The 14,939-nt window shown below is 59.7% G+C and carries 9 protein-coding genes and 5 tRNA genes; 3 read left to right on the top strand and 11 right to left on the bottom strand.

What is annotated here, in order from left to right; all coding sequences use genetic code 11:
• The first annotated feature begins 255 nt into the window (after nucleotides 1–255).
• Together OO258_RS22615 and OO258_RS22610 are read left to right on the top strand one after the other, a co-directional pair.
• Complete coding sequence (locus OO258_RS22615) at nucleotides 256–2,727, top strand: fimbria/pilus outer membrane usher protein (RefSeq protein ID WP_266032818.1); 2,472 nt, start codon at nucleotides 256–258, stop codon at nucleotides 2,725–2,727.
• A 26-nt stretch (nucleotides 2,728–2,753) separates the two neighbouring features.
• Nucleotides 2,754–3,827: a fimbrial protein gene (locus OO258_RS22610; protein WP_266032814.1), complete on the top strand. Its 1,074-nt coding sequence runs from the start codon at nucleotides 2,754–2,756 to the stop codon at nucleotides 3,825–3,827.
• A 159-nt stretch (nucleotides 3,828–3,986) separates the two neighbouring features.
• Here OO258_RS22610 and OO258_RS22605 read toward each other — a convergent pair whose 3' ends face one another.
• From OO258_RS22605 to OO258_RS22565, 9 genes are all read right to left on the bottom strand, one after another.
• Nucleotides 3,987–8,564, bottom strand: coding sequence for an NEL-type E3 ubiquitin ligase domain-containing protein (locus OO258_RS22605; protein ID WP_266032811.1), 4,578 nt, complete (start codon nucleotides 8,562–8,564; stop codon nucleotides 3,987–3,989).
• Between the two features lie 144 nt (nucleotides 8,565–8,708).
• Complete coding sequence (locus OO258_RS22600) at nucleotides 8,709–10,211, bottom strand: glycosyltransferase family 39 protein (protein ID WP_266032808.1); 1,503 nt, start codon at nucleotides 10,209–10,211, stop codon at nucleotides 8,709–8,711.
• On the bottom strand, nucleotides 10,211–11,173 hold the full coding sequence (locus OO258_RS22595) for a glycosyltransferase family 2 protein (protein WP_266032805.1): 963 nt from the start codon (nucleotides 11,171–11,173) through the stop codon (nucleotides 10,211–10,213). The genes OO258_RS22600 and OO258_RS22595 overlap by 1 nt, the downstream gene beginning before the upstream one ends.
• Nucleotides 11,158–11,526 (bottom strand): GtrA family protein, encoded by a 369-nt coding sequence (locus OO258_RS22590; protein ID WP_266032802.1) that lies wholly within the window; start codon nucleotides 11,524–11,526, stop codon nucleotides 11,158–11,160. Before OO258_RS22590 ends, OO258_RS22595 begins: the two co-directional genes overlap by 16 nt.
• Nucleotides 11,527–11,746: 220 nt before the next feature.
• Nucleotides 11,747–11,822: transfer RNA gene (locus tag OO258_RS22585), tRNA-Gly, on the bottom strand.
• Between the two features lie 85 nt (nucleotides 11,823–11,907).
• Nucleotides 11,908–11,983: transfer RNA gene (locus OO258_RS22580), tRNA-Gly, on the bottom strand.
• Nucleotides 11,984–11,986: 3 nt separating this feature from the next.
• Nucleotides 11,987–12,062: transfer RNA gene (locus OO258_RS22575), tRNA-Glu, on the bottom strand.
• A gap of 92 nt (nucleotides 12,063–12,154) precedes the next feature.
• Nucleotides 12,155–12,230: transfer RNA gene (locus OO258_RS22570), tRNA-Gly, on the bottom strand.
• A gap of 2 nt (nucleotides 12,231–12,232) precedes the next feature.
• A tRNA-Glu gene (locus OO258_RS22565) sits at nucleotides 12,233–12,308 on the bottom strand.
• 333 nt (nucleotides 12,309–12,641) lie between these two features.
• On the opposite strand from OO258_RS22565, the gene OO258_RS22560 reads away from it, so the two are divergent.
• Complete coding sequence (locus tag OO258_RS22560; RefSeq protein WP_266032799.1) at nucleotides 12,642–13,409, top strand: hypothetical protein; 768 nt, start codon at nucleotides 12,642–12,644, stop codon at nucleotides 13,407–13,409.
• Between the two features lie 109 nt (nucleotides 13,410–13,518).
• On the opposite strand, the gene OO258_RS22555 is transcribed toward OO258_RS22560, so the two are convergent.
• Together OO258_RS22555 and OO258_RS22550 are read right to left on the bottom strand one after the other, a co-directional pair.
• Complete coding sequence (locus OO258_RS22555; RefSeq protein ID WP_266032796.1) at nucleotides 13,519–14,001, bottom strand: GAF domain-containing protein; 483 nt, start codon at nucleotides 13,999–14,001, stop codon at nucleotides 13,519–13,521.
• Nucleotides 14,002–14,889: an ATP-binding protein gene (locus OO258_RS22550; protein WP_266032793.1), complete on the bottom strand. Its 888-nt coding sequence runs from the start codon at nucleotides 14,887–14,889 to the stop codon at nucleotides 14,002–14,004.
• Between the last annotated feature and the right edge of the window lie 50 nt (nucleotides 14,890–14,939).

The following is a 14,939-nucleotide window of genomic DNA, read 5'->3' as shown; positions in this document are numbered from 1 at the left end:
GTACATCATGGGGTTTTTTTATTGCGGCCAAATCCCCTCATATCTCAAGACTAATCCTACACCCCGCTAGGCCATTCACTTTTATCCTCCTCACCCGCCAGCCCTATGGAACTCGCCTGCAATCCGCAAGCGAGTATTGATAAACCGCCTGTCTCCAACCCTACGCTCTCCATCGCCGGGCATTGGATGAGGACTTCCGCCGTGCCACGAACACAATGGCCAAAGCATCATCCTTTAAGGGTGTGTCTGTTTTCCATGATGACCTCGAGCGCAATTGTTCCGTGGCAACTTTTGCCACGCACCGCTGCTGCCGAGTCTCAACCCAATCAATTCGACGCCAGCTTCATGCGCCAGGCCCCCGACCAGCCTGCCGAAGCCGGCGCCTTGGCCTTGAAATCCCTGGCTGCCGAAACCCCACTCGCCGCCGGCCGCTATCGCCTGCAAGTCTGGGTCAACCTGGCGTTTCTCGCCGAGCACGAGGTGCTGCTGCAAAGCACCGACAGCCAGCACACCCTGCAACCCTGCCTGAGCGCCGCCCTGCTGCGCCAGGCCGGCCTGCGCGAACAAAGCCTGGCGCAACCTTTGCCCGACGACGACCGCTGCCTCGACCTCGAAACCATCGCCCCCGGCGCCACCGCCAAGCTCGACAGCCGGCGCCTGCGCCTGGAGCTGTCCATCCCTCAAATTTTCCTCAGCAGGGATACGGCGCGCATGCCCAGCGCCGAGCAGTGGGACTATGGCATCAATGCCGCCTTCATCAACTACCAGGCCTCGGCGCAAATGCGCAGGCAGGCCTACGGTGGCAGTACGAGCAGCCAGGACCTGTACCTCAACAGCGGCCTCAACCTAGGCCCCTGGCGCCTGCGCAGCAGCCAGTCGCTGCGCGAGGACGAACACGGCAGCCGGCGCTGGAGCCACACCAACACCTACGCCCAGCGCGACCTGCCCGGCAGCTTCGGTACCCTCACGCTGGGTGAAACCGGCAGCAACGGCGAGGTGTTCCGCAGCCTGCCCTTCAAGGGCATACAACTGGCCTCCGACCTGGGCATGCTGCCCGATGTGATGCAAAACTACGCGCCCATCATCCGTGGCGTAGCGCAGACCCGGGCCAAGCTCGAAGTGCTGCACAACGGTTACCCCATCTACAGCACCTATGTCGCGCCAGGCCCTTATGAAATCGACGACCTCGCCGTGGGCAGCGGCAGCGGCGAACTGGAAATCGTCCTGACCGAAGCGGACGGCCAGGTCAGGCGCTTCATCCAGCCCTATTCCAGCCTGAGCAACCTGCTGCGTGAAGGCGTGTGGCGCTACAGCGCCACGCTGGGCCGCTACAACGGCGCCGAAAACCTCGACTCACCGCTGCTGTGGCAAGCGACACTGGCCCGTGGCGGCGCCTGGAACACCACCCTGTATGGTGGCGTACAAGGGGGCGACTACTACCGCGCCGGCACCCTGGGCGTCGCCCGCGACCTGGGCACCATCGGCGCCCTGTCCTTCGATTTGACCAGTGCCCAGAGCGACCTGGGCAGCACACTGGGCAAGGTTCACGGGCACAGCTTCGCCGCACGCTACGGTAAAGCCTTCGACACCGGCACCAACTTGCGCTTCGCCGGCTATCGCTACTCCACCGAAGACTACCGTGACTACGATGAGGCCGTACGCGAACGCAATGCCTACAGCGCCTACCACGGCAGCCGCCGCAGCCGCCTGGAGGCCTCTGTGCACCAGCGCCTGTGGAAAAGCAGCTCATTGAGCTTCACCATGACCCAAGACGACTACTGGCAAAGCAAGAAACAGTTTCGCCAGTACCAGTTGCAGTTCAGCACCAACCTGCACAATGTCACCTACAACCTGTACGCCTCCCAGTCCCTGAACGATCAGAGCCAGAACGACCGCATGTTCGGCCTGAGCGTGTCGTTGCCGCTGGGCTTCGGCAGCGCCTCCAGCGCCAACCTCGACCTGCAGTCACGCAACGGCGCGCACAGCCAGCGCGCCAGCCTTTCCAGCAGCGCCATGGACCATCGCCTGAATTATGTCGCCTCGACCAGCCGGGACGAACGGCGCACCCAGACTTCCGCCCTGTCGGTTGGCTACCAGGGAGCCAGGGCCAGCGTGGGCGCGGGCTACACGCAAAGCGACGATTACCGTGCGCTGTCGCTCAACGCCAGCGGCAGCCTGCTGCTGCATGAAGGCGGCTTGACCAGTGGCCGCTACCTGGGCGAAACCAATGCCCTGGTACACGTCCCCGAAATCGCCGGAGTCGGCGTGAAAAATGCCCCTGGCAGCCTCAGCGACAACAGCGGCCACATGCTGGTGCCTTACCTTCGGCCGTACCGTTACAACTCGCTCGAACTGAACACCGACGACCTCGGCCCACAGGTGCAGATCGACAACGGCGCCCAGCACCTGACACCGCGCCGCGGCGCCATCGTGCTTGCCGAATTCCAGGCACGCAAGGTCAGCCGGCTGATCCTCACCCTGCTCCGGGCCGATGGCCAGCCATTGCCTTTCGGCACCCAGGTCAACGACGCCACCGGCACGTCGCTAGGGGTGGTCGGCCAGGCCGGCCAGGCCTTGCTGGCGGTCGACGACAAAGCTCAGACGCTACACGTGCGCTGGGGTGAAGCCAGCGATGAGCATTGCCAGTTGCAGATCGAGCCCGCGCAGATGGACCAAGCGCAGGGCTATCACCAACAGACGCTGACTTGCCCCACCCCCCTGACCTAGCTCACCCGGCACCGGAACCTATCCCCATGAACGCTTCATTCATCCGACGCGCGATCCTGCCCCTGGCATTGACAGCCTTGTTGGCCAGCAGCAACGCACTTGCACTCTGCAGATGGGACGGCGGCCTCCCCAGCGGGCAACTGCTGTACAACATTCAACTGGGTAACCTTTGGGTACCGCGCGATGCGCCTGTGGGTAGCGTCATCCGAACCGCCAGTAGAATGTCGACGCCCAACGACACAGGCCATAAACTCCTCTGCCCGGTGGCTGTCGCGGGCGACCGTGCCGACGTGAACCTGCCGAACACAGCAAGCATCTTCCCCGGCCCGTTGCCACCCATCAGCGGTGTCGAAACCGACCGCGTGCTCGAAACCAACATACCCGGCGTCGGCATACATGTGCGCCTGGGGGCACCGTACGAGGGCGGATGGGACAACTATTGGATACCACGGACCCCGGTTTCCGTCCCCTACTCTGGCTACCAGGACAGGCCGTCCGGGCTGGCCATCACCACCACCTATCTGGACACCTACATCACCGTGATCAAAACTGGCGAAATACCGCCGGGGCCGCACAGCTTTGCCGGCCAGGAGCTGTTCACCGGCAATTTCACCGGCGTTGGCAGCGTGCTCAAGGCCAATTTGCATGGCACCGTGACGCAGGCGCAGTGCTCGTTGGGGGCCAACCCGGTCAGCGCCGACCCGGTAGACCTCAAACACCACGAGCTGAGCAGCTTTAGCGGCGAAGGCTCGACCACCCCTGCAATCCCGTTCCACATCAACCTCAACCAATGCGCTGACGACAGTGGCATGGCACGGGTGCACATTCAGCTGGACGTTACCAAGGGCGCGACCGTGATCGATGCCGACAAGGGCCTGTTCAGCCTCATACCCGAAGTTGGCAACGCCTCCGGCCTGGGCGTGCAAATACTGCGCGCCGACGGGGTGACACCTGCCAAGCTTGGCGAGGAGCTGGACGTAAGCGCGATCACCCCCGGAGACATGCGCATAGACTTCAATGCCCGCTACTACCAAGTGGCGCCCCAGGTTACGAGCGGCCCCGCCAAAAGTGCACTCAACTTCACGATCTATTACAAGTAGGACGGGCCAGGATCATGGGTGCAAGGGGCAGGTCTGGCCCCTTGCACGACCGACTGCCAGTGAGGGCAAAGAGAAACAGGCGTGAAGAATCGAACGCAAGTCGCTTTGTTCATTTCTCGATCCGGAGCGGGCTGGCATCGGCCACCCGCTCCTCCCCCGTCAACTTGCAGACGCCCCGGATGACTGCGGCAGCTCGACATTGTCCGCCTCACGCTGGGCGCCATCCTCTTCCAGCATTGGCACGGTCAACGCCCACATCAGCTGACGCCGTGCAGCCTCACGCTCGTCGCGAACGCGGTTCATCTCTTCCAAGCGCTCACCGTCCAAAACGTTGCGTTCATCCATCAGTGCCCCCAGGCGGCTGTGGAAAGGTGCATCAAGCGCTTCCAGCCGGTCCCCCTGCGTACGCTGTAAATAGCGCTGCCAGAAGGCTCTCTCCACCATCGAGGTCGCAACGCTTGCTGGAGATTCAGCGTCCTGGACCTGCGCCAGTGCAGCCGCCGTTCTTCGTTCGTCTACACCTGAAATCTCACCAAACAGCATGTCGCTGGGTTGCGCAGGCAGGTCCAGCGCATCACGCAACGACAGCCGATAGGCTAAACCCACCTCGACTTCGTCCGGGTTACCGCCTGCCTCACGCCTTGCCCGGATGTCTTCCAGGGCAATGCGGTCAACCTGCTCCAGGCGCCACAGCTGCCTTCCCAGGTGCAACAAGCCATCCGCCGGATGGTCAGAACGCTGCTGCGCCTGCCATACCAACATGCGCACCTCCAGATTACTGAAGCACAGCGCCGCATCGTCCTGGCAATTGACCTCAGTCACCTCAGAGAGCACCTCCTCCCGCAGGCTGGACCATTCAGCCATGGCCTCAACCATGGTACATACCCGGTCAGCCAATGCCTGGGGCGCGCGCTGAAACTCCGCTGAGCGCAAAAGTGTCGTGAGCACGGCCAAAAACGCACTGGTATCAGGGTCGCTTTGCAAGCTGTCCCACCTGAGCGAGAACTCGCCGCGTCGCGCCCGTTGGCAAGCATCCAGCCATTGCCGCCTCGCGTCAGAGGGTTGAACCGTCAACGCCTCTTGCAAGGTACCTAAGGGCCCCAGCGAAGCGTCCCAGCGCTGAAGCTCCACCTCGGCCAACGGGTTGCCTCGAACCAGGATGCTACGCCGAACCCAGCCGGGAGCCCGGTAGAATGCTTCAGGTATTGCCGCTATCTGATTATCACGAAAATCTGCGAGCATCAGATCGGGGCGAATCGCCAGCGCATTTGGGAAATCGTTGATGCCGGTACTGCGCATATGCAGATGGCGCAACCGGCTCAAGCCACTGACAGAAAAAACACGCCCTAACGGGTTGTAAGACAGGTTGATATATTCTAACGATTCGCAGCACGACAAAATCGTCGCCTGCCCAGCATCCAAGGTAATGTGGTTACCAAACGCGTCCAGGCTACGCAAAGACCTGATCTGCATCAGAGAAGACGGCAACCGCGTCAATTGATTACCAGGCAGTTCCAATGTTCGCAAATGTGGGAATGCCTCTATAAACCGCTCTGGCAACGACGTCAGCCCCAACTCGAACAACGCCAACTCGGTGACGTGGTTGAAACTGACCCTGGCGGGTAGCTCGGGTAGTGTTGGCAAGGACAAATTCAAAACAGCCCAGCGGTAGCTCTGGCTCTGATCACTCGCTGATCTGGAGAAGGTAATACGTCGCTGCCAGCACCCCCGCAACGCCTCCCTGAACGCGCGCCTGGCACTGCGCTCAGTTCCCATGGGTGTTTGCATCTGCCACTGGTAAAGCGCTGTGCTCAATGACTGCAACTCCCTCCCCTGCCTGTCAAGCTCTGCTTCAAGATTCAGGCCCGATGCCTGGATGTCCGCTAGCCAGGCATCGGCCTGCGCCACTGTGAACGAGGGGTACAAGGCACGAACCATGGCGAGCAACGCTTGCGGCCTTGGTCCTTGCGAGCTCCCAGCAGCTCCACGCCCACTCAGCGGGTAACCCACACGTCCATCGCTCAACCGACGAACAGGCTTGAACCAGGCATTGGCATCGTGCTGTGGTGCAAACAGGTTCTCGACCTCCTGCCGCCGCAGTTGAATCTGCCTGCCTAACAAAACCCGAAGATGGTGTGCGCAGGGGTCTGCGATACCCAGTTGCTGCCGCTGCTCTAGGCTATAAGCAGCGGACATGGTTTCGAATAATTCGCCGGGAGTGCCGATGGCATTACCCTGGTCATCCAGCAACTGGAACTTCCCGGCACGGTGAAGCAAGCCTCGTGGCAGGCTGCCCAGTTCACCCTCCGTCAAGACGATATCGGCACCACTGCCGGCGTCGAGCAAACGCCAGCGAATCCCTGCGGCGGCGTTGGGTAGGTGTTTCAACATCGCCACCGCCACGCGTGCGGTATCCGCATCCTGGGGAGATTCAATCAGATATGCTTCGATCACCCGCGCAACGCGGATACGCTGCACGCTACACCGCGCAGCCTCGGACAATCGCAAAGCAATGCGGGTGCCGCTCTCGACCAACCGCTGGTCGGCCACGCTGGCAGCACGCAACAACCCTCTTGCTGCAGCCCCGTGCAAACGTGTGAACGCCCGGCGAAGAAACGCCACGCCCGGTGAATCGCTCTCCTGGGCACCGTCGTACAAGCGCTGGAACAATTCACGACGGCGAACCGAAATCCGATCGGCCAAGTCAGCACCATGGAGTGTGGTGCTTTCCAACAAGCGCTGTGCCTGCTCCACCAGCACCTGATCGGCTACCTGGGCACCCTCCCGCAGATCACGAATGGCGCCCTGAATTCGCTGGTCGATCTTGATGCGCAATACCGTGTCCATGAGCTCAGGATCTACCCGTTGACCATAGACATGCACAGCGCGCAGGTGATCCGCGCTCATACCATGCGCGGCCAAGGCATGGGCTATCTGTTCATCCTCCAGTGTTTGGGCATCACCTCCCAAACGCCGGAACATCGCAAAGGTATCGTCCCATTGAGCAGGCTGCTCACTCCACAAGCGCCAGGCACCGGCGCCGTTGTGGCACAACAACGGTGCATGTCCATGCTGCGCAACCAACTTCCACTCACCCGTCGACGCCTGCTGTGCAACAGCGTAGAACCCATCATCGAGCTTGATCCATGCATGCTCCCCTGCGCGGTAGATCCCCTGACTATCGCGAACGGCCCCTGCCCCCGGCGCCGCGCGACGAAACGATGACAGGTCCTGGTTCCACAGTTTGACAGTACCGTCTTCAAGGTGGGCAGGCACCAGCTCGTCCACCACCGTCGCCCCTTGCCATAGGCGCCGCGTCAACAAGAGACCCGCCGAGGTCGCCGCTACCGCTGCCACATCGCCCCCTACATTGATCAGGTGGCGCAGCGCCTCGTTATCATCACCCTCGCGCCATGCTTCCAGGCCATGGTAAACCTCACCCAGCAACTTCCACGCCGTAACCGCGAGCAACCCCGCACCAATGATGGGTACGAACAGCCCCGCCAAATTCAGCAGTGTCCACCCTTCTGCAGCCATGCGCCGGTTATGCGCAGCTTCGACCTCCCGGTCCAGTTTCGCTACAGGGACGGCGATCATCGCCGCGTCATCTTTGATCTGTTCAATACGTGCCATCGCCAGTGTGTTGAACAGCGGCATTCGGTACGGCTCGAGCTCTTCATCCAGATCGTAATTGGCCGTCATCACCAGGTCTGAATAGGCCGGAATGATTTCGCCGAAGAAAGCCTGGCTGTCGCGTCGTCGTACAAAGCGGCTGAAGAACCGTTGATAGCCAGGGTCGCGCAACCGTCGGCCCAAGGCATTCGCGAAGGTGCGCAAACTTTCGAAGGCGCACCAAGCACCATGACCATCGCCCGGAATATGCACCAGCACCCGCTTGATCGTATTTCGAAGCAAGCCTTCATCCATGACCGCAAGCACCACCACCTGCTGTATCGTGAAGCCCAATAGCTGGAGACGGTTAGCGACTACAAGATCACCCTTCAGTCGCCCCAGCGTATTGTCGGCACAAAGGCTTACGATGAGGTGAAGCTCGGCCTGCGTGAGTTGTCCATTCAGCTTGGCCTGGTAAGCGTCGACCAATAGCGCCTCTCGATGAGCCTCTGCCAATAACCGTGGAGCACCTGTGGAATCGTCGAAACCGGCAGCAGGCTGAAGCACTGCGTCCAGATGACGCTGGTATTGCCCGCCAAGATCCACCTGACGACAGAACCGTGCAAAATGGTCGGCACTGGGGGGCGTAACACTTCCCTGTCGACGGTTCTGCAAGCGGTTCCCCCTGGGCTGGGCGCCCTCCCGGGTTCTATCCGAAGCACACTCTGCCTCAGTGAAGTTTCGCAGGGCTGCCTCCACAAGTGGTATCGGCGCATACTCCACTTCGGTAAGGTGCGCGCCTACGGGTACCGTATTGATCACCACTTGCCGGTTGCCCACCAGCATCTCCCAACGGCGTACCTGATACTCATGCCCGAACTGCACCAGCATCTGCGACTCCAGCAGCGAGGTCGCAAACGTGTCGATCCCTTGGATGCGTGCCATTAGCTTGGACAGGTTGCGGCGCGTCTCCAGGCTGCGCTGCATCGCCCCGCCCAGCTGCTGCAGTTCCTGCTGTGACGCTGCCTTCAGCCAACCTGGCAGGCGCTTGGCAATGAGGTTGTCTTGGTAAGCTTGCGCTAGAACAAGGGGGTCAGGAGCAGTCGTTATTTGGTCTGTCTGCATGGCATAAGCCCGATGGATGATTGGGCAATCAACCTATCGAGGCCCAGAGATCAGAAGCTCTAAACATGTAATACCTGTTTGAGCCTTTCTGCCGCGCGCATGACTCAAGCACTTGGCTGCAACGGGCGCAGGCATCTGAATAGCTCAGTCGCGGCTTGCCGATTGATCGGGCATCGCGAACAGTAGTGCTCGCGAATCGCCTTTGCTGATCGCAGCCAGGCTGACCCAGTTCCGCATCATTGTACGTTCGATCTCCGTCACAGGGCCGCTGGTGACCCACCAGACTCTTTTGTAGCGGTGCTCCAGTGTTCGTGGGTCATTGACCACCCGTTGTGCGACGCGCGGATACAATGCAGTGGCAGGATCGGTGTAGTAAGGTTTGTAGACCAGCGGTGCGGTACCAGTCTTGTTGTAGAAATCAATAGTCAATGACCAGACTCTGTCATCGGCGAGCAGTGCATCACCTTGCAGCCATCGTGAGTTGACTTGAGCCATGACAGCGTCGAGCCGGTTGTCGACCCATTCACTGCCGCCCCGCAGATTAAATTGCCGACAGTATAGATTTACCATGCCTGTCGCTTCGAAGAACACGCAAAGAACCAGTAACAGCACACGCCAGCTCTGACGGAGTTCAGCCAGTGCACTGGCCAGCAGAATGGGTAAGCCCAGCAAGGCAAACAGCAAATAGCGCTCCATGAACAATGGTTTCACCCAGGAAACCAACCAGGTCACCAGCAGCGGGATGAAACAGTAGATGACGAGCATTGATCCGGGTCGGGACAATGCGAGGTCCCGCCACCAGAGGCGCGTTGCGCTAGCAAGCAGAATCAATGTAAAGGCCACTGCCAGCAAACTGGCGCCTGCCATGTCGGTGTCTAATGCGAATGCTCGCAAAAAAGCAAACGGCACCGTCATCGGTGTCGCTGCGGCTATCCACGCTATCAGATTGGGGCGACCGGTCTGCTCGATCAATGTGGGTAGCCAGGGCAAAAAGGCCAACGCAATCCCCACGTTGTAGATCCACCAAGGCCTCGACCAGATGAGCAATCGCCCGTTCTGCCCCCTGGCCAACAGTACGTACAACCAAAAGGATAATGCACACAGTACCGCAAAGTAGTGTGTGTACAATCCCGCGACCATCAACAGGCTATAAGCGAGCAAGTATCGATGCCGCTGCTGCTGCCCCCAAAGCAGTACCGCATACAGAGCCGAAAGCATGAGCAAGCCGAGTAGCGAGTACATGCGGATTTCCTGGCTGTAGTAGACCCCAATAGGGAAAACCGCCAAGAGCAAACCCGCCATTGCACAAGTACGCCAGCACGCAAACTGATGTGCAATCTGCATCCCCATGGCGACAGTGGCAACACCTGTCACAGCACTCAGACTACGGACGGCCACAACACTATCACCAAAACAGTCCATCCAGACATGCAATATCAGGTAGTACAAAGGGGGATGCACATCGCGCGCGGTAAACAGGATGACTTGCCTTGGGGACATTCTGGACAGCCACACACTGTAGGCTTCATCGAACCAGACGACCTGCAGTTCAATCTGGTAAAGCCTGACCGCGAGCGCAAGGAGCAAAATGCAAACGACTGCTAACCCATGGGCAATGGATTTACGCTCGATTTCTAGGCGTATCATCAATCTTCCTTTAAAGGATGACGAGCCTTCTGCGACGTGCGCCCCCCTGCCATACCTTTGACCACATATCGCGGCCGGTGCTTGGATTCCATATAAATTCGCCCAATGTACTCGCCCAATACACCGATGCCGATCAATTGCACACCACCCAGAAACAAGATGGCTGTCATCAGCGAGGGATATCCCGGCACCGGGTTGCCGAAGAGCCATTTGTCGATAACCTGCCAGGCCGCTGAAGCCAGCGCGAGCAAGGCGATGGTGCCTCCCACGTACGTCCAGATTCGCAAGGGCACGGTACTGAAGGAGGTGATCCCGTCCAGAGCCAGGTTCCACAGTTTCCAACCGTTGAAACGGCTTCTTCCTGCCGTTCGCGAGGAACGCTCGTACTCGACCACTGCGGTCCTGAACCCTGGCCATGACAGCATGCCTTTCATGAAAAGTTGCTGTTCGGGCATCGACTTGATTACGTCCACGACTTGACGGTCAAGCAAGCGGAAGTCACCGACATTCTCCTCGATACGAATCTGCGATATGCGATTCAACAGGAAGTAGAAAATCGCCGCCGTATATTGCTTCCAGTAACTGTCACATGAGCGATCACGGCGTTTGGCAAGTACGACATCGAAACCCGCCCGCCATTGTTTGATCAGCTGTGGAATGACCTCGATCGGGTCCTGCAGGTCGACGTCGATTGGAATGACTGCATCGCCGCTGGCCTGATCCAGCCCAGCGAACAACGCGGCCTCCTTGCCGAAGTTACGTGACAGGTCGATCAGCGCAACATCGGGGTCCCCTGCGATCAGTTGGCGAATCTGCCGTTCAGTTCCATCCTGGCTGCCGTCATTGATGAAAATCAGTTCGACCTGATCAGCCTCATTGGCAAGCGCCCGGCGCACCGCGTCATAGAACGGCCTGATCGCCTTCTCTTCATTGAACACCGGCACGATCAGCGAAATATGCATCCGCGCTTCTCGATGAAGACCCAACGGGAGAACAAGAAGCCCAGCACCAAGCTGAGCAAAGAGAACAGCGTTACCGTGAACATTGGCTGCCAATCCAAACGGTCGCCGAGATAGCCCAATGCCACGGCGAGGCTGCCCATCCCACCCACGAACCTCAGGTAGCGTGGCAGAGACACCGAGGCCTTGAAGGTGAACCTAGCATTGGCCAGAAACGAAAATGACAGCGCCATGATGAAGGCGACCAGATTGCTCACAGCCTGATTGTTGCCAGTCATCAGCATCGCGATGAATACTGCTACATGGATGGCAGTGTTGCAGACGCCCACAAGCACGTACTTGAAGAACGCAGCCATGGATCAGACCTTTACGTTTTGACTAAAGGCCAACATAGATAAAGCCAATGAGATGCACCACTGGCAAAAATACCAGTTGACGCTGCGGGTCAGCGCGCGCTCGAGGGAGCTTCTGGGATACCCATGGATCCTGATAGCTTTGACTGAAACGAAAAAAGACGCCGAAGCGTCTTTTTTTGAGCGACTTACAGACTTCCGTGGAACTCTGTAGATCGATATGTGGAGCGGGAAACGAGACTCGAACTCGCGACCCCGACCTTGGCAAGGTCGTGCTCTACCAACTGAGCTATTCCCGCAATTTGAAGCTTTACCACTATCGGCGTGAAGCGCCTTTACAGCCTTCACCACCACTGCACCGCATAGACGCCACAGTATTTAAACTGGAGCGGGAAACGAGACTCGAACTCGCGACCCCGACCTTGGCAAGGTCGTGCTCTACCAACTGAGCTATTCCCGCATTTGGCGTCCCCTAGGGGACTCGAACCCCTGTTACCGCCGTGAAAGGGCGGTGTCCTAGGCCACTAGACGAAGGGGACACACAACACTTTTCAGTGCACCAGAACATGAACCTCACGATTCAGCCTGGATTTTCTTTTCCTGCCCCGCCGTTAAGCAGTGCCGGAGAAACTGGAGCGGGAAACGAGACTCGAACTCGCGACCCCGACCTTGGCAAGGTCGTGCTCTACCAACTGAGCTATTCCCGCATTGGCGTCCCCTAGGGGACTCGAACCCCTGTTACCGCCGTGAAAGGGCGGTGTCCTAGGCCACTAGACGAAGGGGACACGCTGCTGGCATTACTGCCTGCTTTCACTCCCTGCCGCGTTTCGCTGTGTGCTTTACGCTGCAAGTGGCGCGCATTCTATGGATGGTTCGGGAAGGCGTCAACCCCTTTGTAGAAATTTATTTAAATCAATGACTTCCGGGTACACCCAGCGCTGTTTCGGTAAGCCTGCAAGGGTTTGGCGTTGATTTTCTGGCGTCAAGTCAGCATTAATGTGCCAGCATCCAGCCATGGCACAGTTCGCCGATAGAAAAAGAGAATGGCTGTCAGGGCCTCTCGCGAGCAAGCTCGCTCCTACACTCAATCATGCAAACCTTTTCATGAGGCATTAACGGTGACACCACTTCTGATCACCCTGCTCATCGTGGCGGGCATCGCGTTGCTGATCGTGATCGGCTACCTCAACAATGTGGTCGAGAATGGCAAGCTGGACCGCGCCCGGACGAAGGTCGAGCTGGCCGACCGCCTGCGCCGCTGTGGCGAGATCACCGAGACGTTCCCGGGCCAGTTCATGACCCCGGCTCTCAAACTGCTACTGGCCCGCCTGGAGCTGAACCTCAACCAGCGCCTGCTGGCGGTGGACAAGCGCAATACCGAACTCAAGGCGCGCCTCGCCGAACTGGAAGGGTTGATTGCACTGGGCGAGAAGATCCCGGTCAACAACCCACCCAACCCGATCCACACCGAGGTCAAGGCCAAGGATGTGCGCTTCTTGCTGGAGGCGCTGCACAATCAGGTGACCCGCGCAGCCCAAGAGGGCTTCTTGCCCGCCGTCGAAGCCAAGCATTGGGTCAAGGAAATCCGCCATATCCTGGTGTTGCTGCACATCGAGTTCTTCAACAACCTTGGTCAGCAGGCCCTGCAAAAAGGCCAGCCCGGCCAGGCGCGCCTGGCCTTCGAGCGCGGCGTGCAGTATTTGCGCAAACAGCCCGAGCCGAAAGTGTATGAAGAGCAGCTGACGTATCTTGAGAAGCTACTGGCCCGGGCCAATGGCCAGGTGCTGGACCGCATGGCCCCCGCAGAGGACGAGCACAACGAATTGACCGATGGGCTCAAGACCGATGAGGAAGAGACCTGGAAGAAGAAGGTGATCTACGACTGATTGATTAACCGGTACCGGCCTCTTCGCGGGCAAGCCCGCTCCCACAGGTTTATGAATACCGTTGTAGGGGCGGGCTTGCCCGCGAAGAGGCCGGCACAGGCAATATCGATCAGCAGTCAGTCAACGCCAGAAAGATCGCTGCCAACCGCTCCAGCCCCACCTGGTCCGCCTCGCTGAACCGCCCGACCGTCGGGCTATCCAGATCCAGCACGCCAATCAAGCTGCCGTCCTTCACCAACGGGATCACCAGCTCGCTGTTGGAAGCGCTGTCACAGGCAATGTGGCCCGGGAACGCATGTACATCCTCAACCCGTTGGGTCTGCCGCGTTGCCGCCGCAGCGCCGCACACGCCTTTACTGAACGGGATGCGCACGCACGCCACTTGGCCCTGGAACGGGCCCAGCACCAACTCTTCGTTGCGGTTGAGGTAGAACCCCGCCCAGTTCAGGTCGTCCACCTGGTTATACAGAAACGCCGAAAACTGCGCGGCATTGGCGATGAAGTCACGCTCGTCGGCAAACAGCGCCTGCACTTGCGCCGCCAGCAGGTCATAGCCGTCGAGGCCGGCGCCACTGGCATTGAGGTCGATCATTTACTTTTGCTCCAGCAATTGCAGCCCGACCCAGTAGCGGGCGAACTGATAGGCACAACGGCCATTACGGTTACCGCGGCCGGTGGCCCAGCGCACGGCGAGGATGTCGAGTTCTTCAGTGCGCTGCCACACAAGGCCCGCAGGTTGTGCCAACTGGCCAATCCAGTGCTGCACAACATTCAGGAAGTGCTCCTGGGTGAAGGGATAGAACGACAGCCACAGGCCAAAACGGTCCGACAGGGCAATCTTGTCCTCCACCGCTTCGCTGGGGTGCAGCTCGCCGTCCACACGCTTCCAGTTCTCGTTGTCGCTTTCTTTCTCGGGCACCAGGTGGCGGCGGTTGGAAGTGGCGTACAGCAACACGTTGTCCGGGGCCTGCTCCAGCGAACCGTCCAGCACGCTCTTGAGCACCCGGTAGTCACCCTCCCCGGCCTCGAACGACAGGTCGTCGCAGAACAGGATGAAGCGTTGCGGCAGTTTCTGCAGCTGCTCGACCACGCGCGGCAGGTCGGCCAGGTGGTCGCGTTCGATTTCGATCAGGCGCAAGCCGGCGCCGGCGTGTTCGGCCAACAGGGCGCGAACCAGCGACGACTTGCCGGTGCCGCGCGAGCCCCACAGCAGCGCGTGGTTGGCCGGCAGGCCGTTGATGAACTGGTGGGTGTTGCGGCCAAGCTGGTCGCGCTGCTGGTCGACGCCGATGAGGTCGCTGAGGCGGATATCCAGGCTGACTTCCAGCGGCAGCAGGTAGCCGCTGCGGCCGTCGCGCTGCCAGCGTGCGGCCAGGGTGGTGCCCCAGTCGATACTCGGGCGTTGTGCCGGCAACAAAGGTTCAAGGCGCGCCAGTACCGATTCGGCGCGGTCCAGAAAAGCAATCAAGCGAGCGTCCATGACGACTCCTAACAATTTCAGTTTTTTGGGGGCACAACGCGCCCACTTGG

This window comes from Pseudomonas sp. DCB_BI (assembly GCF_026240995.1).
Taxonomy (GTDB): domain Bacteria; phylum Pseudomonadota; class Gammaproteobacteria; order Pseudomonadales; family Pseudomonadaceae; genus Aquipseudomonas.
The sequence above is the reverse complement of the archived record's forward strand: the minus strand, read 5'-3'. Positions and strand labels throughout refer to the sequence as shown.

Bases quoted from the DNA above. Each gene is read 5' to 3' on its own strand.
- OO258_RS22550 (WP_266032793.1), bottom strand. From the start codon at position 14,889: ATGGACGCTCGCTTGATTGCTTTTCTGGACCGCGCCGAATCGGTACTG.
- OO258_RS22600 (WP_266032808.1), bottom strand. From the start codon at position 10,211: ATGATACGCCTAGAAATCGAGCGTAAATCCATTGCCCATGGGTTAGCA.
- OO258_RS22595 (WP_266032805.1), bottom strand. From the start codon at position 11,173: ATGCATATTTCGCTGATCGTGCCGGTGTTCAATGAAGAGAAGGCGATC.
- OO258_RS22610 (WP_266032814.1), top strand. From the start codon at position 2,754: ATGAACGCTTCATTCATCCGACGCGCGATCCTGCCCCTGGCATTGACA.
- OO258_RS22590 (WP_266032802.1), bottom strand. From the start codon at position 11,526: ATGGCTGCGTTCTTCAAGTACGTGCTTGTGGGCGTCTGCAACACTGCC.
- OO258_RS22555 (WP_266032796.1), bottom strand. From the start codon at position 14,001: ATGATCGACCTCAATGCCAGTGGCGCCGGCCTCGACGGCTATGACCTG.
- OO258_RS22615 (WP_266032818.1), top strand. From the start codon at position 256: ATGATGACCTCGAGCGCAATTGTTCCGTGGCAACTTTTGCCACGCACC.
- OO258_RS22605 (WP_266032811.1), bottom strand. From the start codon at position 8,564: ATGCAGACAGACCAAATAACGACTGCTCCTGACCCCCTTGTTCTAGCG.